This window comes from Seongchinamella unica (assembly GCF_004354085.1).
GTDB classification, from domain to species: domain Bacteria; phylum Pseudomonadota; class Gammaproteobacteria; order Pseudomonadales; family Halieaceae; genus Halioglobus; species Halioglobus unicus.
In genome coordinates, this window is the sequence record NZ_SMSE01000003.1 from 91,121 (window position 1) to 116,715 (window position 25,595).

Sequence of the window (25,595 nt, forward strand, 5' to 3'; positions counted from 1 at the left end):
CTCATGATTACAGCTATGGCCGACATCCTTGATTGATACCATGCGTTTATCTCCTTATACCGGTGCCTGACTAGTCCAGCATGGCCACAACGCGGGCCGGGGCAAGTGTCATTGCCCCTTGGCGTGCACGGGTAGGCAGATACGGGGACAGTTCACTGAACTTCCCCGCTCACCACCGGGATAAGTAGACTGTTCCCGAAGTTCATCCGAAATTCAGTGAACTCCAGAGACATTTGACAGCCAGCACGGTTGCTGCTTCCCTGATAGGAGCACCTATGGCGCTCACGGGGAGAGCCATGGGCACTGTTTCCCCCACTCGGCTTGCCAATACGCGCTGCTTTAGCGGTACTGCGGCCACAACGGAGATCATCGCATGAGATCCAACCTTCAGTTTTTTTTCGCTCTCGCTACAGTTCTTTTTGCCGCAGTAGCCAGCGGCCAGGATCACGACCTCGTGATCAAGAACGGTCGCGTCATGGACCCTGAGACCGGATTCGACCAGGTCGCGAACGTCGGCATAGACAAAGGCGTGATTACGAAGATCACGGAGGAACCGATATCCGGAAAAGAAACCATCGATGCCACGGGACATGTGGTGGCGCCGGGGTTTATTGATTTCCACAACCATATCGCAAATACCCCATTCGGTCAGAGGCTGGCCTTACGCGATGGCGTTACGACCCCTTTGGAGATGGAAGCAGGCGGTTACCCGATTGACATGTGGTACAAGCAATTGGAAGGACGTTCGCAAACCAATTATGGAGCCACAGTTTCAACAGCCGGAATTCGGGAAAAGATTGCACATCCGGATTACAATACCAATTCAGGTTCATTCATTATGGATATCACAAATCCGGATACAGAAAGTAACCCTGATCTTCAGTTTGCAACCCTTTTGGCAACGCCTGAACAGCTAGAAGAAATGCGGCAGATGTTTATTGAAGGTGTTGAACAGGGTGGTCTTGGTATCGGAGGCCTGCCCGGTTATATGACAGATGGAACGAAAAGTGAAGAAACCATTATGTGGCAACAGGTGGCCGGGAAATATGGTCTGGCGGTTTATATTCACGGACGTTTCTCCAGCCAGATGCCGCCAACCTCCGGCATCCTGGGGACTCAGGAGTTCCTTGCCAGTGTCGGTATCTATGGTGGTGGCTTATATGTCCACCATGTCCATCAGCAAACCCTGGATCTCACACCCGCTGTATTGGATTTGATCGAAGATGCCCAAAATAAAGGAATGAAGGTTCTTGCCGAGATCTACCCTTATTACCAGGGACAGACCATCGTATCAGCTGATTATTTAAAGCCGGAAACGTATGAGCGCAACATGGGTCGTGACTACGGTGATCTATTGGAAATCTCGAACATGCAGCCATTGACGAAGGAACGTTATGAGGAAATGGTAAAAACAACTCCACAAACACAGGTTATTTTTGGTGGAATCTCGGAAGAAGGCATGCTCAGTGCCCTGGCTGACCCAAGAACGGTAGTAGGAAGTGATGCACCGCCCATGGTAATTCCGGCAACCGGTAAGTCAGCCATGGATTTTGATGTACCCTTCGAGTCTGTATCGGGGCACCCCCGGGCTGCCGGCACCCATGCCAAAGTGTTAAAACTTGTACGCGAACAGGACCTGATGCCACTAATGTTGGCCATTAAAAAAATGACCATCATGCATGCTAAATGGCTGGAAGAAAATGGCGCCAAGATGATGTCACAGAAAGGTCGTCTGCAGGTTGGAAAAGATGCTGATATCACGATCTTCAATCCGGAAACCGTGACAGATAATTCCACGTTTGAGCAGGGTGCATTACCTTCGACCGGTATTCCCTACGTCGTGGTCAACGGGACAATAGTGGTCAAAGACTCAAAAGTCCTGAAGGGTGTCTATCCCGGGCGGCCCATAAAGAACGACGTCGTCCAATAATCACCTGGAATTCGGGAGACCATCCCCCGGCCCGGGCGCGGAAGAGAGGAATCGTCGCGTAGTGCGCGTACAGGAGTTCGCACGATGATGAGGTCCCCGCCCGGGAGTCACTCGACAGTGTTCTTTCAGCTATTGATTTTTAAATTGACCGGGCTCCGCTTCGAGGAGGCCTTCACCGAGTAAAAATCATAGTGATGATGAAACGATCGCCTTACCTGAATCCTAGCCGCCCGCCAGCAGCCGGTTCAGTTGCCTGATCAGGGAGGCAATGTCGCGCTGGTCCGGTTGATCGGAGCTGGCGATGCCCTGGTAGACCAGGCCGGTCAGAGACCGGGCCTCGGCCTCCACGTCGACCTCCAGCCGGTCATTTATCACCGCCCACAGCGTGTGTTCGATACTGCCGTACACAGTATTTCTCACCAGTGGTATCGACGTGTCCGGGGCGATCTCACCGGTTTCGATCCCCTCTTTGATGACCTCGGAGAGGCACCGGGTGTATCCCTGGTTCAGCTGGCTCACCGCGTGAGCCAGTTCTCCATCCAGGCCCCGGGATTCCCTGAGGATTTCACCGCACAACCGGCTGTTGCGGGTCACCACCTCGAGGTGAAAGCGGATGATGTAGGCCAGGCGATTGCGGGTACCGGCTATTCCCACCAGTCCGGCGCGAACGTCTGTGGTGACCTGCCTGTAGAAGTCCTCGATGATCCTCACCATCAACCGCTGCTTGGTGCTGAAGTAGTGAAAAACGGTTCCCTCCACCACACCGATACGCCTCGCGATGTCGGATATTTTCGCATCCTGGTACCCGACCTCTTCGAAGACCTCGGTCGCTGCCGCCAGAATAGCGCTCACCCGGTCTTCCTTGCTCTTCCGGGGGCTGGCGCCCCGTTGTGCAACTTTTGCCATGATCAGTGCCAATCCCTGTGTTTTGGTGAACGCCCCGGTGCGGCGCTACTAACGGTAGCATCAACGCCCTATCCGCGCGAGATTCCGAAGCGGCAGCTGCATCCGTGGCTCAGGGCAGCAATTCCGCCGGCACCTCCAGTTCCATGTGCAGCAGCGCTGCGCCGTGTACCTTGCCCTGGGGGTCGGTGATCAGGCTGCGGGTACCGCCGCCGCCCAGCGAATCGCGCAGTACGAAGTTCAGAGAGAGCAGATTGGGTAACTCGTATCGGGTCACCTCGCCCTTGCAGATCTCCCTGAACACTTCCCTGACCACCGGGCCTGTCAACTCCCGCCGCAGAAACTCGTAGATTGCCGGTGTCCTGGCAATCACCCCGATATTACTGCTGTTGCCCTTGTCGCCAGAGCGGGCCAGGGCGATTTTTCCGAGTACAACTCTGGGCATTTCAAATTTCCTCGACCGTGACGCGCGTGGGTATTTTCTCCCTGCTGACCAAAGCTGGCCAATAGCCCACCACCTCGCTGGGGCGAGCGCGCCCACCGGCAAAGCCCGTCAACCCGGGCGGACCGGAGGTGAGCAGTGGGGCGATTTCCGTGCCCAGTAGGGACAGGGCTTTGCGATCCCTGCCGCGGGCACCGATGCGCATCAGTATCTCGTGGGGCGCCTCGGCTGTCGGCACGATGCCCCGATAGAGCACATGGGTGCCGAACAGCTCGAGAAAGCGGCTTTCCTCGGGTATGGGTGAGCCGAGCACCGCCAGGCGCTCGAAGACCATCTCCGCCAGGGTTTGTGCCTTGTCGACTGCATCAGGCCCGGCCACACACAGTGTGGCAAGTACCCTGTAGCCGTCGGCGTAGGACATGGACACCTTGAAAGTGGGGGTGGGAGCCCGGCCTCGGATGCCGGATAGTTTCACCCGGTTCTCACCTGCCTGCTCTATCCGGATCGAGGTGAAGTCGGCAATACAGTCCGGGCTGAGGTAGTTTTCCGGGTCCCCCAGTTCGTACAGGAGCTGTGACGTTACCGTGTGGATGTCCACCAGGCCGCCGGTGCCATCGTGCTTGGTCACCACGAAACTGCCATCGGCACTGGCTTCCACTACTGGAAAACCGATTCCTGCCATGTCCGGTACCCGGCGCCAGTCGGTAAAATTGCCGCCGGTGCACTGCGGCCCGCATTCCACCAGGTGACCCATGATGGTCCCGGCAGCGAGTTTGTCGTAGTCATCCATGGGCCAGCCGAATTCGTGGATAAGGGGCGCTAGCACCATCGAGGGGTCGGCGACCCGGCCGGTGACCACGATGTCCGCTCCCTGTTCGAGCGCTTCCACTATGGGCAGCGCACCGATATACACGTTGGCGCTGGTGATGCGTTGGCGCACCGCATCAATGGTCTCCCCGGACTCCAGGTTGGCGAAGGCCTCGCCGGAGGCGATCAGCGCGTCGAGCTCGTCGAGGATGTCGTCACCCGAAACCACCCCTACCTTGATGCCGTTCAGGCCCAGTCGCTGCACGGTCTGCAGAATGGCGTCGCGGCAGGCTGCAGGGTTGACCCCCGCGGCGTTGGCGATGATCCTGATGCCCTTCTGCTGGCAGGTGGGAAGGATATTCTCGAGCACCTGGATGAAGTCCCTGGCGTAGCCCGCCTGCGGATCGCGCATCTTCTGTTTCTGCATGATGCTCAGCGACAGTTCGGCCAGGTAGTCGAAGGTGAGGTAATCCACCGGCCCCTCCTGCACCAGGCGCAGTGGCCCCAGCTGGCTGTCGCCCCAGAAACCCTGGGCGTTGGCGATTCTCAGTACCCTTGGTGAATTGTCGGTCATGATTCGGCCCCGGTTGAACCGACTGCCCAGGCGGGCCGGCGCTTTTCGAGGAAGGCGCTCAGGCCTTCCCGGCCCTCCTCCGAATCCCTGATGTCGGCGACAAAGCGAACGGTGTGCTCGATCAACTCGTCATTGACCGCCGTGCCGGCGACATCAAAGACGATCTGCTTGGCCTTGCCGACGGCGCCCGGCGCGTTCCCGAGCAGCGCTGAGATAATTCCTTCGATGCAGTCGTCCAGTTGTTCCTCCGGGACCAGCTCGGATAACAGGTTCAGCGCCAGCGCCTTATCTGCCGGAATGATTTCCCCAGTGGTAAAAAATCGGCGCGCTGCCTTCTCGCCGATGGCTCGCACCACGTAGGGCGCTATTGTGGCGGGCGCCAGGCCGATCCGCACTTCCGACAGGGCGAACCTTGCGGCGGGTGTCCCGATGGCAATATCGCAACAGCTCACCAGGCCGACCGCGCCACCGAATGCGCCGCCCTGCACTCTGGCGATGGTGGGTTTGGGCAAGGAGTTCAGGGCCTTCATCAGCCTCGCCAGCTGGCCAGCGTCCGTCAGGTTTTCTTCGCGGGTGTTACTGCCCATGCGACGCATGTAATGGATGTCGCCGCCCGCGGAAAAGCTCTTGCCGCTGGCGCCGAGCACCACTACCCGTACGGCCCGATCCACTCCCGCGCGATCCAGTGCCTGGATCATACGCAGCGCCTGGCGGTCGTCAAAGGCGTTGTGCACTTCCGGCAGGTTCATGGTCAGGTAGAGCACGCCGCGCGGATCCAGTTCCACCAGCAGCGGCCCGGCAGCGGGTTTGTCAGTCATCGGGAGCTCCACCTGTAATTGATTAAGTTAAACTCAAATAAATATTCCAGCAAATACTCTGCATGTCAATGCGGCGTTTAAGCTATTATATTTATATTCGATAAAAACGGCATTTATCAACATATACTGGAGCGATTTCATGCCCGATTCTTTATTGAGTATTACTCAGTTTGGCGCTATTATCCGGTCGATTGCAGTGCCTGGAGGGGAAGACCGTGCCCTGGATGTCAAAGATATCGCCCGCATCACCGGCCTTCGAGCAGAACCGGCGGGAGATGCTGGCGCTGGTCGATCGTCTCAGACGCCTCGAGGCCCGCGCCGTGACGACCTCAAACCGGCGCCGACATACCTTCGAACAACGTGGCCAGGTCTGTCCGCACGAGCGCATCTCCCTGCTGCTCGACCCAAGCATGCCCTTTCTGCGCCTGCACACACTGGCCAACTACCTGGTGTCCGATGAGGACCCGGAAACCAGCGTGCCAGGAGCCAGTGTGATCATGGGCATAGGCTTTGTCAGCGGCGTGCGTTGCATGATCTGGGCCGACGACAGCGGCATCCGCGCCGGCGCCTATACACCGACCACCATTTCCACCGCCCTCAGTATCCAGCAGATCGCCCTGCGCCAGAAACTGCCGCTGATCCACCTGGTGGAAAGCGCCGGCGCCAACCTTATGGACTTTACCGTGGAGAACTGGGCCCACGCCGGCGGCATGTTCCGCAACCTGGCCCGGTTCAGCGCCGCCGGGGTGCCCACCATGACCGTGCTGCACGGCCCCTCCACCGCAGGTGGGGCCTATATGCCGGGTATGTCCGACTATGTCGTGGGTATTCGCAACAACGGTCTGGCAGCGCTGGCCGGGGTCGCCCTGGTCCAGGCGGCCACCGGCGAGGAGGCGGAGGAGCGCGAGTTGGGTGGCTCGGAAATGCACGCCTCGGTCTCCGGGCTGGTGGAATACCTCGCGGACGACGACGCCCAGGGACTGGCAATGGCGCGGGACATCGTGGCCCGTTGGGACTGGAACCGGCACGGGCAGCCGCCGCGCAACGAGAGCTATGCGATGCCGCGCTACGACGCTGACGAACTGGCCGGCGTGGTGCCGGTGGACTACCGGGTGCCCTACGACGTGCGCGAGGTGCTGGTGCGGGTGGTGGATGGCTCATCCTTTGATCAGTTCAAGCCCGACTACGGGGCCGCCACCGTGTGCGTGCATGCCGCCATCATGGGCACTCCCTGCGGCATCATCGGCAACAACGGGCCGATTGATCCGGCGGGTGCCACCAAGGCGGCGCAGTTCATGCAGCTGTGCGATCAGGCGCAGTTGCCGCTGGTGTTCCTGCACAATATCACCGGCTACATGGTCGGAACCCAGGCCGAGCAGGATGGCATGATCAAGCACGGCTCGAAGATGATCCAGGCCGTGACCAATGTGCGGGTGCCGAGGATATCGATGTACCTCAGTGGCAGTTTCGGCGCGGGTAATTACGGCATGTGTGGCTATGGCTATGAACCCGATTTCCTGTTTGCCTGGCCGAATTCGGCCACCAATACCATGGGCGGCGAACAGGCGGCGCGCACCATGACCCGGGTGGCAGAGACCGTCGCCGAACGGCGCGGCGAGGAAATGGACAGGGCGGCACTCGCCGAACAGGAGGCCGCCATCCGCCAGCACTTCCTGCGCCAGGAAAATGCGTTCTACACCGCTGGACGCAATCTCAGTCATGGGGTGATCGACCCGCGGGACAGTCGCAAGGTGCTCGGCTTTACCCTGGGTACCTGTGTAGAGGCGCGCTGCCGCAAAACCCAGCCCAACAGCTTCGGCGTGGCGAGGATGTGATGACCTTTTCCAGTGTGCTGGTAGCCAACCGGGGAGAGATCGCGCTGCGGGTGATGCGCACCGTCCACAAACAGGGAATGCGCTGCGTTGCCGTCTACTCCGACGCCGATGCCCTAGCGCCCCACGTGCAGTTCGCCGACGAGGCGGTGCATATCGGTGCTTCCCCTGCAGCGGACTCCTATCTGGCGGGGGACAGGATCATTCAGGCGGCACTGGCCGCCGGCGCCGAGGCGATTCATCCGGGATATGGTTTCCTTTCCGAGAATGCTGACTTTGCCCGGGCGGTAGTCGCCGCCGGGCTGGTCTTTATCGGGCCGGGGCCCGAGGCGATCGAGGTAATGGGTGACAAGGCGGTGAGCAAGCGCGCCATGCTGGCGGCCGGGGTGCCCTGTGTGCCGGGTTACCAGGGTGAGGACCAGTCCGATGAACGGCTCAGCCAGGAGGCCGGGGCGGTCGGCTTTCCGCTCATGGTGAAGGCGGCCGCCGGCGGCGGTGGACGGGGCATGCGCCTGGTGCAGGAGGTCGCCGGGGTGGCCCATGCCATCAGGCTGGCCCGCTCGGAAGCGCAGAACGCCTTTGGCAGCGGCGACCTGATCCTGGAGCGTGCCCTGACGCGGCCCCGCCATGTGGAGTTCCAGGTCTTTGCCGACCAGTTTGGCAACGTCATCCACCTGGGTGAGCGCGACTGTTCCGTGCAGCGCCGGCACCAGAAAGTCATCGAGGAGTGCCCTTGTCCGGTGATGACGCCCCGGCTGCGCGAGCGCATGGGCGCGGCGGCGGTGGAGGCGGCCAGGGCGGTGAATTACCAGGGCGCGGGGACCGTGGAGTTTCTGCTGGACGAAGCGGGCGAGTTCTACTTCCTGGAGATGAATACCCGGCTTCAGGTTGAACACCCGGTAACTGAAATGGTGACCGGGCTCGACCTCGTGCAGATGCAGCTTGAGGTGGCGCAGGGATTGCCGCTGCGCCTGGAACAGGGGCAGGTCGCACTGCAGGGACACGCCATCGAGGTGCGCCTGTACGCGGAGGACCCGGCCCGGGATTTTCTGCCCAGTGCCGGACCGGTGGTTCTGTGGAGCCCGCCGACCGGGGATGGGGTTCGCGTTGATGCCGGCATCGTCTCCGGGTCCGAGGTGTCCCCCTACTACGACTCCATGGTGGCGAAAATCATCTGTCGGGGAGATACCCGGGGCCAGGCGCGGCAACGGTTGCTGCGCGCACTCGATGATACGGTGCTGCTGGGGCCGGCCAGTAACCGCGATTTCCTCCTGCAGGCTCTGAGCCATCCCAGCTTCGCCCGGGGTGAGGCCACAACGGCCTTCATCAGCGAACAATATGCCGGCGGGTTTGATGAGTTCCTGCCTTCGTCGGCGGACCTGGCCGCCGCCGCGGTACTGCATTACGTGCTGACTGCAAAGCGTAACAACAGCCGGAGCATTGCCGTTCCGGCGGAACTTCGCAACTGGTGCAGCACCGGAGATCTGATGAGTGTCGTGCATGTCGAGTGCGCCGGTGGCGCGCGCAGCCTACAGATTCAAACTCGGGAGGTCGGCACCTATCAGGTGAGCGACAAGGGCGCGGTCTCCACCGTTCAGGTGCGGGAGATCGACGCAAAGCAATGCAGGTTGATTGTCGATGGCAGAAGCTGGCGCGCGCGTTATCAGGACACCGGTGACGGCAGTCTGTATCTGTCTGTTGCGGGTGCAGGCCAGTTCTGCCTGGTCGATGTCCGCAGCCGGGCATCCGGTGGCGATAGCAAAGATGCGGGCCCGTTGATACGGGCGCCAATGCATGGACTGGTGATGACGCTGGACGTGGCGAACGGTGATCCGGTCGAGCTGGGGACGGCGCTGCTGACGCTGGAGGCGATGAAGATGCAGCATGTCATCAGCGCACCCCTGTCCGGGACCGTCGCGAATGTAACGGCCGCGGTCGGTAGCCAGGTCGCCTCGGGCGAGCTGCTAATGGAAATAGCGAGTGACGAACAAAGTACATAATGAGGAGTCTTCAGTGAATACACAGTTTGGCCTGAGCGTCGATCAGCGGGCCTTGATCGACCATGCCGACAAGTTTGCCCGCGAGCAGCTGTATCCACTGGCGGCAAAAATGGACGAGGAGGAATGGTGGCCCCGGGATCTGATGCCGAAGCTCGACGAGTTGGGTTTTCTGGGCGTCACCGTAGACCCCAAATACGGCGGCGCGGGGATGAGCATCATGGACGCGGGCCTGATCCTGCAGGCTTTCTCCCGGTATAACCACGCAGCGGCCTTGGCGTGGGTCGCCCACGACAACCTGTGCGCCAACAATATTTACAACAACGGCAGTGAAGCCGTGCGCGAGCGGTTTCTGCCCAAACTCTGCTCCGGCGAGTGGATCGGTTGCCTCGGCCTCACCGAGCCCGGTGCCGGTTCGGATGCTCTGGGTTCCATGCGTACCCGGGCGGTCCGCGATGGCGACGACTACGTGATCAACGGCTCGAAGCTGTACATCACCAACGGCCCGGTGGCGGACATCTGCCTGCTGTACGCCAAGACCGAGCAGGACAGGGGGTCGAAAGGCATCACCGCGTTTGTGGTGAAGACCGACACCCCCGGTTTCAAGGTGGCGCAAAAGTTGATCAAGATGGGATTCCGCGGCAGCCAGACCGCCGAACTGGTTTTCGAGGACATGCGGGTGCCAGCGGAGAACATCGTCGGTGTGGTCCACGAGGGGCACCAGGTGGTGATGAGTGGCCTGGATTTCGAGCGGGCGTTGATTTCCCCGATCAACGTCGGCATCGCGGAGCGGACCCTGGAGCTCGCCATCGAGTTCGCCAAGACCCGGGAGCAGTTCGGCCAGCCGATTGCGAATTTCCAGATGGTGCAGTCCCGGCTGGCCGATATGTACGTGTGGAAGGAGACCATGCGGACCTACTGCTGGTCGATTCTCTCGGAAGTTTCCCAGGTGGATGAGTCCCAGGCCGGGCGCGGGGAAATTCACGCGAAAACCGCCGCGTCGGTGATGTACTGTGCCAATATGTGCAACAAGGTACTGGACAACGGTGTGCAGATATTCGGCGGCAACGGCTATATCTGGGAGTCGGAGATCAACCGCCTGTTTCGTTCCACCAAGCTGCTGGAAATCGGTGCCGGAACCACCGAGGTCCGCAAGATGATCATCAGCGGTGAGCTACTCAAGTAAGGTGCAGGCATGGAAAAACGGAGCGCCGGTGATTCCGGCGATACAGAAGGCATCGAGTTCAGGTTCGGGATGAGCGATTCGGAGCTGGCCGAGGCCCGGACCATCTATGCCAGCGACCTGTTGCGCGACAAGCGCGCCCTGATCAGCGGCGGCGGCAGTGGTATTGGCTACGCGATAGCCTGGCTGTACGCCCGGTTGGGGGCGACTGTCATTCTCTGCGGGCGCAGCGAGGACAAGCTGCGACTGGCGGTGGACGCGCTGACTGCGCGGGGTCTCGCTGCCCGCTACCAGTTGCTCGATATTCGCGAGCCCGGGCAGATCGCCGGGGTGATGGACGGTATCTTCGCCGAGGGCGGGCTGGATATCCTGGTGAACAACGCCGGTGGCCAGTATCCCCAGCTGGCGATCGACTTCAGCGAGAACGGTTGGAAATCCGTGATCAACAACAACCTCAACGGCACCTGGTTCATGATGCAGGCGGCGGCAAAGCGCTGGCGTGACAGCGGCAGCACCGGAAATATCATCAATATGGTCGTGGTGGTGAACGACAGCATGCACGGCGTAGCCCATACCTGTGCGGCGCGCTCAGCCGTGATCACCCTGTCGGAGAAAACCTCGGTGGAGTGGGCGCCCTGGCAGATCCGGGTCAATTGCATCGCCCCGGGGGTGACCGACTCCGCGGGGATGAAAGTGTATTCCGAAGAGGCGCGCAAGGCGTTTCACCTGGCCAACCCGATGCAGCGGGCCGCGAGTATCTGGGACATCGCCCAGGCCAGCGCTTACCTGGGAAGCGATGCGGCGAGTTTCATAACGGGAGAAGTGCTGCACCTGGACGGTGGCTCGCGCCATTGGGGCGAGCTCTGGACCTGTCCAAAGCCCGGGTATTTTGACAGGTAACCGGGGCAGCGCACGCCTGTGGCTTTGCTGGGAGAGAGTTACTCTCCGCCTGGCAGGCCTGCCTGCCAGGCGGCCTCATTCACAGCCAGGGCATCCCAGCCGATTTCCAGCTCGAAGCCGGAGGGGGTCATCATCTAGAATGACAACTCCCGGTCGTTGGGGTGTCGTCCCACGCCCCGCGTTATTTTGTAACCCGATTGCGCGCAGCGTTCGCGGGCGAATGCCAGGTCATCCACGGTAGCTGCCTCGAGATTGAAGTGATTGATTCGGTTCCTGGACATATCGATGCGCGTCCCCGGGTCATTACCCAGGTTCCTGTGGGCTACGGCCTGGAAACGACCACAAAAGACCGGCACGAGGACCTATGCAAGCGCGATTTCAGCAAACCCCGCGGCTATCCAGCGATCAATTCCGGCAGGGCAGCGGGATTGTGGAAATGAATTTTTTCCTCTAAATGCCGTTTGTTTTTCTTATACTTCGCCGCCGCCGTCAAGGAGACCAGCTGATAGATCAGTTTCAGAGTTTTGAGGCTTTTGAAGCTTAACGCGCTGTAATCAAATTTTTTCATAACTCATATCAAATTTATCGACTTAATCAATACTACTGATAGCGTTATAGTCAGGTCAGCAATCAATATAAAAGGAAGCCGACATGACCCAGAGAAATTTAACAGAAGATGAGATCCGCCAGTATCAGCAGAATGGTGTTGTCTGTGTCCGTAATGCAGTGGACCCGCAGTGGATTGAAAAGCTAACGGCCTTTGGCAGACACCAGCTGGAAAATCCCGGAGAGCTGTGCAATGACGCTAACCCGGGGGCCGACAAGGGGCGCATGTTCACCGACCGCTACCTGTGGCGCTCTAATGATCTAGTGTATCGGTACGCCAAGAACTCCGGCTGCGCCCGGCTGGTTGCTCAGGCGATGCAGAGTCAGACTGCCCGTTTCTATTTTGACCATCTGCTGATCAAAAAAGCAGAAACCACCACCCCGACACCCTGGCACCAGGATGCACCTTACTGGCCCTTCAGGGGTAAACAGATCGCTTCGATCTGGCTGGCCCTGACGCCGGTCACGGTTGCCGGCAGTGGTTTAGAGTTTGTCAGAGGTTCCCACAGTGATGATGTTTTTTATCTGCCTGAAGCCTTTGGTGCGTCAGGCGAAAAAGCCAATAGCTGGACCGGCACCGGCGAGGGTATTCCCTGTCCCGATATCGAAGCCGGGCGGGAAAACTTCGATATTATCGGATTCGACCTGCAGCCGGGAGACGCCTTGCTGTTCTCTGCCTGGACGCTACACGGCTCGCCGGGCAATCAGTCAACCACGCAGGATCGTATGGCATTCTCAACCCGCTGGCTGGGCGACGATGCCATCTGGGACCCAAGGCCCGGCACCGACCCCAGCGTAAACCCGCAAGAGGTGCGCGTCAGCCCCGGCAGTCATCCCGCAGATAATGCAATCTTTCCGGAGTTTTATTCTGGTTAAAGCGTTGAGATCAGGCTGACGGGGACAGAGTAATGTGGTTTTTACACTGCCCCCATTGGGTTTGTGTTTTTCTGGTTGATGAAGAGATGCCTGGCTTTTTGTTCCGTCCTCGCTGTGCACTTCTTGGTAGCAGAGAGTAAGCCTTTAACGGCAAAGGCCGTAACAATCCCAACCCGTCCCCTTTATTCCCCTTTATTTGCATCGAGATGGCTCGAAGATGGACCCGGTCATCACTGTGGTGCGCCCCAACAGCTATGTCGCGGCGCACACTTTTACCGACAAGGCGGTTCAGCAGGCCGTTGAGGCCGGTATCAAGAGCATTGAGCACGGCATGCTTATCGGCCGGGATACCCTCAAGATGATGAAGAAAAACGATGTCTGGTTGAGCACCCAGGCATTGCTGGACGACGAAGACCGCATGGTATTCCCCACCGAGTCATCGACCAAGAAATGGCTGGAGGCAACCGCGGGAACCGAAAGAGTCTACAAGCTGGCCAAGGGAATCGGCGTCAAGATCGCGTTCGGAACAGACGCTATCATGGATCCGGGAATGGCCGCCAAACAGGGCAAGTATCTCAGCAAGTTGTCGCGCTGGTTTACCCCCTATGAAGTGCTGAAAATGGCGACCTCGGACAATGCCGAACTCATGGAACTGGCAGGACCGCGCAATCCCTATCAGGAAGGGCCCTTGGGCGTGATCCAGGAAGGCGCCTACGCCGACCTGATCATCGTGGACGGTAACCCGCTGGAGAACCTGGACCTGGTGGCCGATCCCGACAAGAATTCGAAGTAAGCCAACAACCTGGGCATAGCCTGTGCAGGAAGGGTTAATCCTTGCGTACCTGCCACATTGTCACCTAGGCTCCCTCACAAGGGCTGGATCTCAGCCTTGGCACGTCATCGAAATCGCGAGTGAAATTGCGCGCAGAGCCAGGTCACGTTTGGTGATTGATGGCGACAACAGGAGAAGACAATGGGTACTGATTTTCAGCTTCATCGAGCGGCGGTTAATGCCGCCAAGGGCATCCGCGAGTTTCAGAGAGCGGATGACGCGTTTGTGAAAGATAAGGGTGATGCCGCAGTGAGGCACCTCAACAAGGGCCTGGATAAGTTTGCAGCGGCGTTGGGCCACCTGGAGAAGTCTGCAGACGATGCCTATGCCAAAGCCGCAAAGGAGATCGATCAGGGCAACGGTCAACTGGAAAAGTGCATCAAGGCTTGGGCCGATGGTAAGGACAGTGCCGCGGAGTCGCACTATGAAGACGCCCTGGTGAAGTACGACGAGGCGCTCGACCTGCTGGACGACTAACTCCCCGGCCCCATCTGCTCATCGAATGTGCTGCCGCGACGTCGTCGTATTGCTGTCCGGCTGGTGCGAGGACACGCCTGAGCAAGGGCGTACTGAGTGGCGATAGAGCTCCGGACGCTGCTGTCCCTGACACGAAGGTCCGCTGGGCTTGACGGTTAAAAGTACGTGTTGCCTGATCACTTTCAACGGTAATCCATTGGAACAACCAGAGCCTGCAGTCTATCTTGAGCGCTATCCTTATCGACCAGAGACGTTACGCCGGTCCTCGCATCCTGCCTTCGGGCCATTACATTTCCCAGACTCCGGTCATGGCGATGTTCGCCTGTCAGGCTCTTTGCGTTGCCACTCTTTGGGCGCGCGGGCACGACGTAGTGGTTCACCCTGGGCGGCGGAGCCATAACGGCGTAGCGCCATTTTGCGGAACACCAACCAAACTGGATGGAGGCCGCCAGCCTTACAAACTCATCCCAGTCCCGCTCGATGGCTTTCAGGGGAACGGTGGCGCCTATGATGGACCTGAGGGGTATGGGTACATCAACACCCCGCGGAACGAATAGTTTCTGGTACTTCAATTTCCGCAAGCGCGGATAAAGATCCAGCCCGAGCACCTTCGATAGACCTGACGCAAAATGCGTGTGGCAACGACGACAAGATGACCGAACTGGAGCAGCAATTCATTGAGATGATGGAAGACCAGGAGCTCACCCGGGCCATGCTGCACACCACCACTGCGGTGACCATCATCGAAGGCGGCGTGAAACCAACGTGATGCCCCCCATGGCGCGCGACGTGGTGAACTTCAGGCCCACCATCGGCGACAGCAAAGAGTACATCATGAACCAGGTGCGGGACGTGATCGACGATGACCGAATCACCATCACGGACGTGTCCCATTCGATTCCGGCCACCAACATCGCCGACCCCCCACAGCGAGCAGTACGCGCTGATTGAGAAAACCCAGCGCCAGATCTACGGTAACGAGATCATCGTTGCACCGTCTTCGTTGTTGGCGGGGCGGACGCGAAATATTTTGCGGCCAAATCGCTGGGGGTCAACACCTATACGGTAACCCCGCTGCAGCTGGAATCAGTTGCAGACCTGCCCCAACTGCACGGCGTCGACGAGCGCATCCAGCTCAAGGAGATCGGCCGTTCCATCGGGTTCTACTATCAGCTGATGGCCAACCTTGAGTCGCAGTCGTCATTAGCACTTGAGCTGGCGGCGCGCTTCAGGAGCGCCGCCACAATGAACGCAACAAGCCTCTGACCTGATATATGGGGATGCTCGAGTATTGATACGCCATTTCGCAGCCACGGAGCATCCAGGCCACTGCTCTTTTGACTGCCGAGGTCGCGGGCGTGCCCATCCAGAGGCTGACATCATCCTGCGGCGCCCGGACAGCCGGGAGCCTGTTGCAATGCACTATCACAGCAACCTGAAACGTCGCTGTTCCGTCACATTTTACGCCAGTGAGCAAGCACACTTGATTTGCCAATTTCTGGCCGGCAGACCAAGTGTGCCGGATTTGTCACAGCGTGTTCTTGAAGATTTCACCGTCTTTCATAATCAGCACAAAGTTCTGATGCGGATCGGCCAGCAAATCTATGTTCTCAAGCGGGTTACCGTCAACAAGGATCAGGTCTGCGTAGGCACCCTCGACAATTTCACCCAGAGGGCCATCCTGGTATGGGTGGCGAGGCCCTGCAAGCTCCAACAACTGGGCGTTGTCGTGCGTCGCCATTTTCAGAATTTCATAAGGCGTAAACCAGGGTTTGAGTTTGGTCAGGAACTGCGTTTGCGCCTCAGCGGTCACCGGATCGAAAAGCATGTCGGTTCCGAAGGCAATCTTGACACCTATTTTTTTCGCAAGCGGATACAGATTTTCCGTTCCCTGGGTCACCTCGATAAACTTTGCGTTGCTCTTGGGGTCGTCGAACTTGAGAGCCTGGTCGTCGTTGAGGATCGGCTGGGTCGATAGCCAGACGTCGTTCTTCTTCATCATCCGCAGAGTTTCTTCGCTGAACAGCATCCCGTGCTCCAGCGACTTGACACCAGCTCTGATCGCCTGTTGCGCGGCGGCATCTGTGAATACGTGTGCGAGCACATAGGTATTCCAGGTGTTTGCGACGTCGACAATCGCCTTCATTTCCTCGAACGTATACTCTGTTACATCAATGGGGTCGTATACCGAAGAAACCCCGCCTCCGGCGGTAAATTTGATCTGGGTTGCGCCAGCTCGAAGAATTTCGCGGGTTCGCTTAAGGAGTTCGGGAACCCCGTCTGCGACCAGCATCAGGAGGTTGGCGTTCCAGTAGTCCAGTGAGTCTCCCGGATTGGTTGGTGTGGCCTGTGCTGATCTGTAGTCGAGATGCCCCGACGTCTGGCTCAAAGGCGGCCCCGATGGCAGAATGCGCGGTCCCACGAGTTCGCCTGCATCAATCATTTTTTTGATCGAGAATGGATTTCCGCCGGTATCACGGGTAGTCGTAAAACCCCGCATCAGTGTCTTTTCGGCGCCGAGTGCGCCTCGGATAGCGATTTCGGAGATGTCGCCGGTAATGACGGTGCTCTGTGCTGCGTAGGCGTACGTCGTATGCCAATGAGCGTCGATCAGACCGGGTATCAAAGTGCGCCCGCCGCCGTCGATGGTAGTGGCGCCATTTATGTCGAGCGCATCTGTGGTGACCCGTTTGATGAGATTGCCTTCGATCAGAACGTTTGCATTCTCAATACGTTTTTCGCTGACGCCGTCAAAAACGTGAACGTTGGTGAGGACGACTCGGCTATCCTGTGCAGTGGCAATGCCAACAAAGCACAGCAAGACAATTCCGATCAAGCCGTGACGTCGTTTGTCATGAGTATTTCGTTTCATCTGGTTCTCCGAAGTGTATTTAATCAAGCCCTTTCAAGGTTGGCTGAATGCGGTGGTAGCTGCCAATTGCTTCGTCTGGAGGCAATGTCTTTTGCTGCTATACCAGCCGTGTTTCAAACATGTTACGGATGCGCGTCGGGAGCTGACCTGTTCGTGGCCTCAACACATCAACCTTCAGGATAACACTGAATTTCGCCAGAAAACCATTCTGGCTCTTCATCATTAACGGGGGACACCGGCATTCATTAAACTGATTTTGCGAAGATCGTTTAATGGAGAGAACACCGATGTCCCACGCAGCAATGATTATAGGCATACCTGGCCTGGAAGCAATGCGGGTCAAGAGCAAATGCCGTGTTGATGTCTGGGCCGGGCCGTTTCGGCGCCAGGCCAGTTGCCAGCATTGTGGACATCAAGAACCACAAGGAGTTTGACGTGAAACTGGGGCGCTCAGAACCCAGTTTACGCCCTTCTTTGAAGGGTTTGCGGGGCAAAGACAACGTGCAGGTGGCGGTCATGGACCTGTCGGAAACCTACCGCAGTATCGCCCGTGAGTACTTCCCTGGGGCCACCATGGTGGCTGACCGGTTCCATATGGTCACTTTGATCAACCAGCACTTCCTGAAGGTCTGGCAGCAGCACGACCCTGTGGGCCGGAAGAACCGCGGGTGACCAGCCTGATGCGACGTCACCAGTGGAACCTGAAGGACGAGCAGCACGCCAACCTGATGCGCTACCTGGCCGACTACCCGGTGCTCCAACAGCTCTATGTGGCCAAGCAGAAGCTGATGCGGCTCATGCTCCTCAAAACGCTCAAACGGCGCAGAGCAGAGCGCATGCTGCCCCGTCTAACAAGATTACTGGATCAATTCCGAGATAGCCCGCTAAGAGCCCTGGCAAGGACTCTGACCAGCTGGTTGGAACCGATTGTGGCCATGTGGCGATTCAGTAAAAGCAACGGCATCACGGAGGGCTTCCACAACAAGATGGAAATGATCTCCAGGAGGGCCTATGGTTTTAGAAACTTTGAGAACTATCGGTTGAGGGTGCTGACCCACTGTGGGTGGGATGGCATTATCAATCGGGTACAGATGAATGCCCGTCCCCCGTTAATTGGGTAGAGCCGAGCCGTAGAGCCTAATTGGGTAGAACCGACGAGAAAGCGTAAAACTGGTTTAATAAATTTGTAAGTTACTGTTTTTTAAAGGAATAAGTGGTAGCTACGGGTGGACTTGAACCACCGACCCCAGCATTATGAATCGTGTTGGATATTTTTAACTTATTGAATTTATTAACTTAAAACCGAACACCCACAGCGCATTTTGTACCACAGAGCACAATAAGTCACAGCAAGTCCCGCAAATCTCCCGCAAGTGGTGCACCGACCCCCTTTAGCTCGAGGAGCTTGCCACCGTTCAGCTGCTCTTAGCGATCCATCTAGTCCCAGAGCTACTCCGGGCCTTCACTGTTGAATGCCGTAAAGGGCAGCAAGCTATCCGCCCGCTACTTGCCGTCGCGGTAAATCACATTGCGGTGCAATGTATAGGACATATTAACTGCCTATCGAGAGTAGACATCCTCGCTGATTGTGTCGACTGGACCTGCAGACCTGTCGAAGTTTCTATCTATTGACCCGAAAATCCTGTTCGCGGCGTTGGGTATGCCATTCATATCCGTTCAAACCTGGACGCGAGCACGTAACAGTTCATGCCATGCGGTGTTCACTGGCGTCCTTGCTAGTGGGTTGCTGTTGGTCTGGAATCCTTCCCAGCGAAAAGTGACAACGTTCCAGGTGGCGCTCTGGTCGGTGGCACCAGCAATGGTCTAGTCGGTGTTTCCCGTTCTTTCTGGCGCAGGTGATCCAGTATCCGATCGATGACGTCCTGGTCCTCGATACATGCGATGACCCTGACAGATCCGCCACAAAGACTGCAGACCTCGATGTCGATGTTGAAAACACGCTTTAGCCGTTGAGCCCAGGTCATTGCGGCATGGCGCTCGGCGGGTGTGCGGACTTCTGTGTTGGAGTTGGACTTGACGCCTTTCCCGCGTCTCGCTGGCGTGACGAGCCCTCGCCAGCGATGGTTCGGTGCCAGGGCGCCATGGTAGCGGGTGAGGTTGACTCTTGGTTTGGGTACCAGGGCGGCCAACCTGGCGATGAAATCCACCGGTTCGAAGGCCACCTGGGTCGTGCCATCTCGGTACGGAGTTTTCAGCGTGTAGACCACCTTTCCTGTGGAGCTCAGTGACAGGCGGGGAACAGCCACGGCCGGACGGGATATATAGCGGCACAGCCTCTCACGTTTTTCTTTTTGATGCCCTTCGCAACTCACACCGGCATGCAGGGAAAATCCGTTGGCCTTGGCGACCCGCTCCAAACCATGATCAGGTCGCTCCAGCGGGCGGATAGTGCGGATCATGAACGCTTTCTGGCCTTGCTGTGAGCCAACGGCTATGCGGTAGGAGATGGAGCTGCCCAGGATCTGTGGCATGGCATCGGTATCCTCGGCGGGGTCGAGGTCCAGCCAGGCACTCTCGGTGTCCTGTTCCAGCAAGCCTTGGCGCTCGAGGCAGCGGCCGACGCGCTGGCTGATCAGTTGAACCAGTTCCTCCAACTCGCCCTTGTCCGGTGCCCGGACGCGTTGAAATCGGGGTGGCCTATTGTCGCGATACACATAGACGCCATCCAGGAACAGGATATGAAAGTGTATGTTGAGATTCAGGGCGGAACCGAATCGCTGGATTAGCGTGACTGCCCCGGTGGCTCCATCCTTTAGCGAGAATCCGGCCTTGTGGATCAGGTGGGTGGAGATCGCCCGGTAAACGATGCCCAGCACCTTGCCCATGGCTTGGGGATGGGCAGCAAACAGGTAGCGCAGAGGGAAGGGGAAGCTGATGACCCATTGGCGCAATGGCACATCGGGGAAGACTTCATCCGCCAGCAACGCGGCGGTCTCCGCCATGCGGCGTGCTCCGCAACTGGGGCAGAATCCGCGCTTCTTGCAGGAGAACGCCACCAGCCGCTCGAAGTGGCACTTGTCGCAGCGCACCCGGAGAAAGCCGTGCTCGAGTCGGCCGCACTTCAGGTAGGCCTCGAATTCCCTGTGGACATGGTCTGGCAGGGATTTGCCCTGCTGGGCCAGTTGGTCAACCAGGGCAGGGTAGTGTGCTTCGACGAGCTGGTAGAGCAGTGTCTGCTCGGGTTGATGGCGCTCGTAGGCGGTTTTGCCAAGGCCATCCCTGCCTTGTGCCAACATGGTGGTTCCGCCTTGGAGACCAGGAAGACCGAACAAACCAGCCTGTATCGGGAGGCCGGATAATGCCACATCAGAAGTGGCCTCCGAGCCTGTCGCGATTCATCCAATGCGGTAGTTTACCGGGGGGAAGAAGGCGTAAGACACTCGCTGCTCACGTCACTACAGAGCGAATGTGGGTAGTGACGTGGGCGCCCGGCTTCGACCGCGGCGGTGGCGGGATTTATAACGGCGATGGCGCCACGCTGAACCTGACTACTAAGTCTCGTCACAGACGACGGACTTCATTCGCCTTCTGCACAAGCAACTATTGGTCAGCCTTTACCCTGGTTTTGAGGCGCAATGGCATGCTTAAGACCAGGAGGGACCAGTTCCTGTCGGGGCCGAATCAAAGCCTCCCTAGGTGTGCAGTTCCAGCAGGTTATTCACGGACAGGCCACTCCGGCTCATCGGTGGGTGATAGTTGAGGCTAGCATGGGGGCGGTGCCAGTTGTACTGGTGAATCCAGGGCAGCAGATACTGAGCCCGCTCCTCCGAACTCGTGTAGGAGTACGCGTACGCCCATTCGCGCAGGGCTGTCTGTATGAATCGCTCTGCTTTGCCGTTGGTCCGCGGGGTATAGGGGCGAGTCCGACGATGTTTCAGTCCCAGGCGGCAACAGAGCCGCTTGAATCGTCTCGACACGTACGGCGAACCATTGTCGGTTAAGACGTGACTGAACCTGATGCCGAGGCCCCTGTAATAGCGAACGGCTCGCAGTAGCGCATCACACGCACTACGGCCCTTTTCATCTGCGTGGATGGAACCAAAGGCAATCCGGCTGTGATCGTCGATAGCGATACGGACGTACTCCCATCCAGCACCAGCACTTTTGCAGTCCACACGGGTTCCAGTGACGCGATGCCCCGGACGGTTGAATCGCCCTAACTTCTTGATATCCAGGTGAAGAAGATCGCCCGGTGCCGCGTGCTCATAGCGGTTCTCCGGTCTGGGAGGTTCCAACTGGCATAGCCGATTCAGTCCTGCCCGAGCCAGGATACGAGCGACCGTGCTACGACTGACCCCCGTCGATTGAGCGATCTGCAGGTAGGTCTGGCGCCGACGCCTGAGATGGCTCACACGCTTGATTGTATTTTGGGGTGTGGCGTGTGGGCATTGGTGTGGACGTGACGCACGGTTCAGCAGGCCGGCCTCGCCCTCTGCTTTGTAGCGGTGAAGCCACTTGTAGGCCGTGCGTACGCTGACCCCCATGGCTTGGGCTGCTTCGATAGGTCTGAGGCCATCCTCGATAATTCTACGCACCAGCAGCAATCGACCGTGGACGGTTAATCGGGCATTCTTGTGGTTGTTCATTCGGGGCTCCTGAAGAACTGGTTTGGTTCGCACCTCCAATTCTCCGGGTATGCCCCGAGTGAACAACCTATTGAGAGATCACACCTAGGCCCTGTGAATTGCGCATTTCACATGGGTCACCGCAATACGCAACTATTGGAGCTATGGAGTGAACCCCTGGAAGTGGAATCAAGTAACTCCCTCAATTGACCGCTCCTGTCAAAGGGTCAGTGTATTTTGTGAATGGAGGGGGCTGTGGCTTGAGAGAAAGTGAAGGATTTATAAGGTTTGCCAAAGGCACAAAATGTATACCAGTGGTATATCTACATTAAAATATCCAAACCACTTGGGTTGAAATGGTTTACTAATAGATATATAAATAAACTATGGGTATACGAAAAGACAATAAACTGAACAAACTCATGCGAGTGATTCCGGAAGGGGTCGCCGTTCCCAGCACCTGGCTGACGGCAAATGGCTATTCGCCCCAACTGGTTCGAAAGTACCTACAGAGCGACTGGCTGATACGTCTGGGCAGTCGCGTCTACGCCCGCCCGGGTAACCCGGTTACCTGGGAAGGCGTCATCCTTGGATTGCAACGGCTTGGGGGATTTCAATTGCATCTGGGGGGAGTAAGCGCACTGAATCGTCAGGGGTTGGCGCATTATCTCTCGCTTGGTGGCGATGCTGCTGTTCATGTATGGACGCAGGATCGCTTGCCGGGCTGGATGGAGCAGGTCCCGCTGGACGTGCGCTGGAGTTTCCATCGCAGGAAGCTATTCGAAGGCGACGCGGAGGCAGGTTGGGTGCAGTTGCCTACGCAGGTGCGTGATTGGACGATGCAGGGCTCGGCACCCGAGCGCGCGATCCTCGAAGTGTTGAGCCAGGTGGACGATACTCCTACCTCCTTTACGTTTGCCGCCGAGCTGTTCGAGGGGTTGACCTCACTGCGCCCCGCTGCGGTGAACACCCTATTGCAGTCTTGTCTCCACAATGAGGCGAAGCGCCTGTTCCTGTTCTTTGCCGCTCGCTATGACTATCCGTGGCTGAAGCGGGTTGATGTTGATGCGGTAGACCTGGGGCGGGGCAAGCGCCTGGTGACCCGTGGCGGAAAACTGGACAAGCGCTACCAGATAACGGTGCCAGAGGCTTTTCATGCTGGATAGGAGCAATCCCTACTTCCGCCAGGTGGAGCTCGTGGTGCGAGTGTTACCACTGGTAGCCTCTGAGCCTTGCTTTGCACTTAAAGGTGGCACGGCAATCAACCTCTTTATCTGTGATTTCCCGCGCCTGTCCGTGGATATCGATCTCACCTATCTGCCGCTGGACGATCGCGATAATGCGTTCGGGGCAATTGAGGGTGGCCTTGGCCGGATTGCGGACAAGATCCGTCGGGTGATTCAGGGTGCAAAGGTAACGGCTGCGGCGGGCGAGGCTGGTCGAGTCCAGCGGCTGCAGATCGCGGCGGGCGGTGTCAGCATCAAGGTGGAAGTCTCGCCGGTGCTCCGCGGCAGCATAATGCCTGCAGTACAAATGGCGGTAAGCCAATCTGTGGCGGACCAGTTCGGGTATGTCGAAACACAGGTGCTCGCTGCGGATGAGGTGTACGCCGGTAAACTGGTCGCCGCGCTCGACCGGCAGCACCCTCGGGATCTGTTCGACGTGATGCAGCTTTGGTCGAATGAAGGTATTACGCCAGCGCTGATGGATTGCTTTTTGGTTTACCTGGTGAGCAGCAACCGGCCTATAGCGGAGCTGCTGGACCCCAATCCGCTTCCACTGCAGCCGGTGTTCGATCAGCAGTTTCAGGGTATGTCATTGCAGGCAGTCACGGTGGATGAACTGGATGAGGCCCGTGCAAAGATGATTCAGAAGATCAGGCGGCAGCTTACTGAAAAGCACAAGGCGTTTCTGTTGTCCTTCAAGTCGGGCGATCCAGACTGGAGTCTCCTCAAGCATACCGCTGCAAGCGAGCTGCCAGCAGTACAGTGGAAGCTTCGGAATATCAGGAAGATGACCCCTGCGCGGCGCGCACAGGCGCTGGAGAAGCTCGAAGGGACCCTGTCGTTGTGAATAGATTTGCCCACGTCACTAGCCGGCGCAGCTGGTAGTGACGTGGGCGCAGCGCTCCGTCCCCGTACCGTAACGCCGCATCACTCACAGCCGCTCATTCGCCAAATTTTCGTCTGGCGCGGCCTGGCTTGTCGCATTCCCCCGCAATCCGTCTCTCCCCAAAGTGGTTACACTGTAACCACAAACCCCGTCGCACTTTGACGGGGTTTTTTACCCCGCCATCCGTTGACAGGGCGTTCTGTGACAGCCATATTACCCGTTGTGGTAGAGTCCCTTCAGCACTAGAAATTACCCGTGGCCACTACGGAAAAGTGGCAAGGGGGACCCCACCTTGCATTCGCAAACGGGGCAGTCAGATTCCAGTATTGGGATCTGCTGAACGCGTCGCCCAGGGCCTTCCCCGACGCAACGGTCAGTAATGACGGGGCCCATCTTCGAACCACCACGGTGCCGGGTAACTAGGTCACCGACCCTTCCAATCCATCCCATTTCCAGGGAATTTTTCAACCGCCGCAGTTGCTGTCGGGGGCTCCTGCCCTCGGTCAGGCACTGTTTCTTCAACCACGCAAACGCGCTGACGGTCAGCGCGTTCTGCCCATTCCACTCAGGAGGTAATTCCACCCAGCCCCAGGCAGGATAACCGTTGGTTTGCACGGGCCAGTTTTCTGCGAAAACACACCGTGCTGTCTATGGCCAGACACATTCAGGTCAACCGGGATTGGTGTCCCGTGATCGTTCCGCCCAGCGGGCCTGCGCAGCTTCTGTTGCCAGGTGATCAGAAACACTCACCGAAGGATCAACACTATGCGCGACCTGAACTACCAACTGAAAATATTATGCAGGCACAGCCACGAGGGCAGCTTTGAAACCCGCGTGGGCCGGGAACGGCAGCTGACCGCCATCGCCAACCAGTTGCACGAGCTGGGCTTCCGGCAGCTGCAGGCCACGTCCCTAAAGCAGAAGCACATCAAGGCTCTGGTGGATTACTGGCAGAGGCAAAACCTCTCCCCCGGCACCATCAAGAACCGGATGAGCTGTTTACGGTGGTGGGCGGAGAAGGTTAATAGACGGGCCGTCGTGGCGACCGCCAATGATTTTTATGGCATACCCGACCGGCAGTTCGTGTCCGACAGCAGCAAGGCCAAGGGCCTGGCACGGGAGCAGCTCGACCGGGTCAAGGATGAACATGTGCGGATGAGCCTGCGGTTGCAGAAGGCCTTCGGGCTCCGACGGGAGGAAGCCCTAAAAATTCGGCCCCGCTGGGCGGATCGGGGCGACCACCTGCACCTGAAAGCCAGCTGGACCAAGGGTGGGCGGGAGCGCACCGTCCCCATCCGGACCAGGGAGCAGCGCGCTCTGCTGGAGCAGGCCAAGCGGTTAGCCGGACTGGGGGCCCTGATTCCCGGCGGCCGCAGCTATATCGAGCAGCTCAGGATCTACGAGCGCCACACGGCTAATGCCGGCCTATCAAAAATGCACGGCCTGCGCCACGCCTATGCCCAGCAGCGCTACCTGGAACTCACTGGCTGGCCCTCCCCCCATGGCGGCGGGCCAAGCAAAAAGGATCTGACCCCGGTCCAGCAGCAGGCAGATCAGCGGGCACGCCTGGCCATCAGTAAGGAGCTGGGTCATGTCAGAGAGCAGATCACTGCTGTCTATTTGGGGCGCTGAGATGATCTCGATTCTGCCTCGATTTATACGTCTGCGCGATGCCCCGGCTTATCTGGGGATGGATAAAAACCGATTCCGCCGGGAAGTCCGAAGTTGCCTGGCGGAAATTCCCATCGGTAGGCAGGGCATTGCGTTTGACCGGCTTGAAATGGACGCCTGGGCGGAGCAGTATAAGAACCGCTGTGGGTGTTCGCCAAAGCATAGAGGAGAACTCTT

General features: G+C 58.3%; 24 protein-coding genes. 14 read left to right on the forward strand and 10 right to left on the reverse strand.

All coding sequences use genetic code 11. The annotated features are described in order from the left end of the window. Positions 1-373: 373 nt before the first annotated feature. Entirely contained in the window at positions 374-1,930 is a 1,557-nt protein-coding gene (locus E2F43_RS12480) for an amidohydrolase family protein (protein ID WP_133213194.1), read from the forward strand. 222 nt (positions 1,931-2,152) lie between these two features. Here the strand turns inward: E2F43_RS12480 and E2F43_RS12485 are convergent, their stop codons facing one another. The 4 genes from E2F43_RS12485 to E2F43_RS12500 all read right to left on the reverse strand — a co-directional run bounded on the left by E2F43_RS12485 (position 2,153) and on the right by E2F43_RS12500 (position 5,474). Further along, the gene (locus E2F43_RS12485) at positions 2,153-2,836 is read right to left on the reverse strand and encodes a TetR/AcrR family transcriptional regulator (protein WP_133213196.1); all 684 of its coding nucleotides are present in this window, start codon (positions 2,834-2,836) and stop codon (positions 2,153-2,155) included. A gap of 109 nt (positions 2,837-2,945) precedes the next feature. Next, a complete protein-coding gene (locus E2F43_RS12490) occupies positions 2,946-3,278 on the reverse strand; it encodes an AtuA-related protein (RefSeq protein WP_133213198.1) in 333 nt (110 codons plus the stop codon). A 1-nt stretch (position 3,279) separates the two neighbouring features. Further along, positions 3,280-4,656 carry an acyclic terpene utilization AtuA family protein gene (locus E2F43_RS12495; protein ID WP_133213200.1) on the reverse strand — a complete coding sequence of 459 codons (1,377 nt, stop codon included), beginning with the start codon at positions 4,654-4,656 and terminating at the stop codon, positions 3,280-3,282. Continuing rightward, positions 4,653-5,474: an enoyl-CoA hydratase-related protein gene (locus E2F43_RS12500; protein ID WP_133213202.1), complete on the reverse strand. Its 822-nt coding sequence runs from the start codon at positions 5,472-5,474 to the stop codon at positions 4,653-4,655. Before E2F43_RS12500 ends, E2F43_RS12495 begins: the two co-directional genes overlap by 4 nt. A gap of 224 nt (positions 5,475-5,698) precedes the next feature. Between E2F43_RS12500 and E2F43_RS12505 the strand changes: the two genes are divergently transcribed. From E2F43_RS12505 to E2F43_RS12520, 4 genes are read left to right on the forward strand one after another with little or no spacing between them, the layout of a single operon-like run. Continuing rightward, positions 5,699-7,309: an acyl-CoA carboxylase subunit beta gene (locus tag E2F43_RS12505; RefSeq protein WP_133213204.1), complete on the forward strand. Its 1,611-nt coding sequence runs from the start codon at positions 5,699-5,701 to the stop codon at positions 7,307-7,309. Continuing rightward, a complete protein-coding gene (locus E2F43_RS12510) occupies positions 7,309-9,306 on the forward strand; it encodes an ATP-binding protein (protein WP_275259658.1) in 1,998 nt (665 codons plus the stop codon). The genes E2F43_RS12505 and E2F43_RS12510 overlap by 1 nt, the downstream gene beginning before the upstream one ends. Before the next feature lie 13 nt (positions 9,307-9,319). Continuing rightward, entirely contained in the window at positions 9,320-10,489 is a 1,170-nt protein-coding gene (locus E2F43_RS12515) for an acyl-CoA dehydrogenase family protein (protein WP_133213208.1), read from the forward strand. A gap of 9 nt (positions 10,490-10,498) precedes the next feature. Next, entirely contained in the window at positions 10,499-11,386 is an 888-nt protein-coding gene (locus E2F43_RS12520) for an SDR family oxidoreductase (RefSeq protein WP_133213210.1), read from the forward strand. 134 nt (positions 11,387-11,520) lie between these two features. Here the strand turns inward: E2F43_RS12520 and E2F43_RS12525 are convergent, their stop codons facing one another. Together E2F43_RS12525 and E2F43_RS19080 are read right to left on the reverse strand one after the other, a co-directional pair. Further along, positions 11,521-11,667 carry a VOC family protein gene (locus E2F43_RS12525; protein ID WP_133213212.1) on the reverse strand — a complete coding sequence of 49 codons (147 nt, stop codon included), beginning with the start codon at positions 11,665-11,667 and terminating at the stop codon, positions 11,521-11,523. A 113-nt stretch (positions 11,668-11,780) separates the two neighbouring features. Continuing rightward, the gene (locus E2F43_RS19080) at positions 11,781-11,954 is read right to left on the reverse strand and encodes a hypothetical protein (RefSeq protein WP_165954303.1); all 174 of its coding nucleotides are present in this window, start codon (positions 11,952-11,954) and stop codon (positions 11,781-11,783) included. A gap of 83 nt (positions 11,955-12,037) precedes the next feature. Here E2F43_RS19080 and E2F43_RS12530 point away from each other — a divergent pair, with 83 nt between their 5' ends. The 3 genes from E2F43_RS12530 (at position 12,038) to E2F43_RS12540 (ending at position 14,177) form a co-directional block, all read left to right on the forward strand. Next, positions 12,038-12,868 (forward strand): phytanoyl-CoA dioxygenase family protein, encoded by an 831-nt coding sequence (locus E2F43_RS12530; protein WP_133213214.1) that lies wholly within the window; start codon positions 12,038-12,040, stop codon positions 12,866-12,868. Positions 12,869-13,085: 217 nt separating this feature from the next. Further along, positions 13,086-13,661, forward strand: coding sequence for an amidohydrolase family protein (locus E2F43_RS12535; RefSeq protein WP_133213216.1), 576 nt, complete (start codon positions 13,086-13,088; stop codon positions 13,659-13,661). 180 nt (positions 13,662-13,841) lie between these two features. Next, a complete protein-coding gene (locus tag E2F43_RS12540) occupies positions 13,842-14,177 on the forward strand; it encodes a hypothetical protein (protein WP_133213218.1) in 336 nt (111 codons plus the stop codon). A 182-nt stretch (positions 14,178-14,359) separates the two neighbouring features. Here E2F43_RS12540 and E2F43_RS19545 read toward each other — a convergent pair whose 3' ends face one another. Further along, a complete protein-coding gene (locus E2F43_RS19545) occupies positions 14,360-14,851 on the reverse strand; it encodes a Tn3 family transposase (RefSeq protein ID WP_133214298.1) in 492 nt (163 codons plus the stop codon). Positions 14,852-14,945: 94 nt separating this feature from the next. Here E2F43_RS19545 and E2F43_RS12550 point away from each other — a divergent pair, with 94 nt between their 5' ends. Further along, positions 14,946-15,128 (forward strand): hypothetical protein, encoded by a 183-nt coding sequence (locus tag E2F43_RS12550; protein ID WP_133213220.1) that lies wholly within the window; start codon positions 14,946-14,948, stop codon positions 15,126-15,128. Positions 15,129-15,705: 577 nt separating this feature from the next. Here the strand turns inward: E2F43_RS12550 and E2F43_RS12555 are convergent. Further along, a complete protein-coding gene (locus E2F43_RS12555; protein WP_133213222.1) occupies positions 15,706-17,049 on the reverse strand; it encodes a metal-dependent hydrolase family protein in 1,344 nt (447 codons plus the stop codon). 360 nt (positions 17,050-17,409) lie between these two features. Between E2F43_RS12555 and E2F43_RS19435 the strand changes: the two genes are divergently transcribed. Then, positions 17,410-17,721 carry a transposase gene (locus E2F43_RS19435; RefSeq protein ID WP_275259662.1) on the forward strand — a complete coding sequence of 104 codons (312 nt, stop codon included), beginning with the start codon at positions 17,410-17,412 and terminating at the stop codon, positions 17,719-17,721. After that, complete coding sequence (locus tag E2F43_RS19440; RefSeq protein ID WP_275259663.1) at positions 17,718-18,170, forward strand: transposase; 453 nt, start codon at positions 17,718-17,720, stop codon at positions 18,168-18,170. The genes E2F43_RS19435 and E2F43_RS19440 overlap by 4 nt, the downstream gene beginning before the upstream one ends. Before the next feature lie 615 nt (positions 18,171-18,785). On the opposite strand, the gene E2F43_RS12565 is transcribed toward E2F43_RS19440, so the two are convergent. Further along, entirely contained in the window at positions 18,786-20,306 is a 1,521-nt protein-coding gene (locus E2F43_RS12565; protein WP_133213224.1) for a transposase, read from the reverse strand. A 396-nt stretch (positions 20,307-20,702) separates the two neighbouring features. After that, complete coding sequence (locus E2F43_RS12570) at positions 20,703-21,656, reverse strand: IS481 family transposase (RefSeq protein ID WP_133213226.1); 954 nt, start codon at positions 21,654-21,656, stop codon at positions 20,703-20,705. Positions 21,657-22,021: 365 nt separating this feature from the next. Between E2F43_RS12570 and E2F43_RS12575 the strand changes: the two genes are divergently transcribed. From E2F43_RS12575 to E2F43_RS12585, 3 genes are all read left to right on the forward strand, one after another. Further along, positions 22,022-22,801 (forward strand): type IV toxin-antitoxin system AbiEi family antitoxin domain-containing protein, encoded by a 780-nt coding sequence (locus E2F43_RS12575; RefSeq protein ID WP_133213228.1) that lies wholly within the window; start codon positions 22,022-22,024, stop codon positions 22,799-22,801. Further along, positions 22,791-23,708, forward strand: a complete 918-nt coding sequence (locus E2F43_RS12580) for a nucleotidyl transferase AbiEii/AbiGii toxin family protein (protein ID WP_165954305.1) — start codon at positions 22,791-22,793, stop codon at positions 23,706-23,708. Before E2F43_RS12575 ends, E2F43_RS12580 begins: the two co-directional genes overlap by 11 nt. Positions 23,709-24,512: 804 nt before the next feature. Further along, entirely contained in the window at positions 24,513-25,379 is an 867-nt protein-coding gene (locus tag E2F43_RS12585; protein ID WP_133213229.1) for a phage integrase N-terminal domain-containing protein, read from the forward strand. Positions 25,380-25,595: the final 216 nt, after the last annotated feature.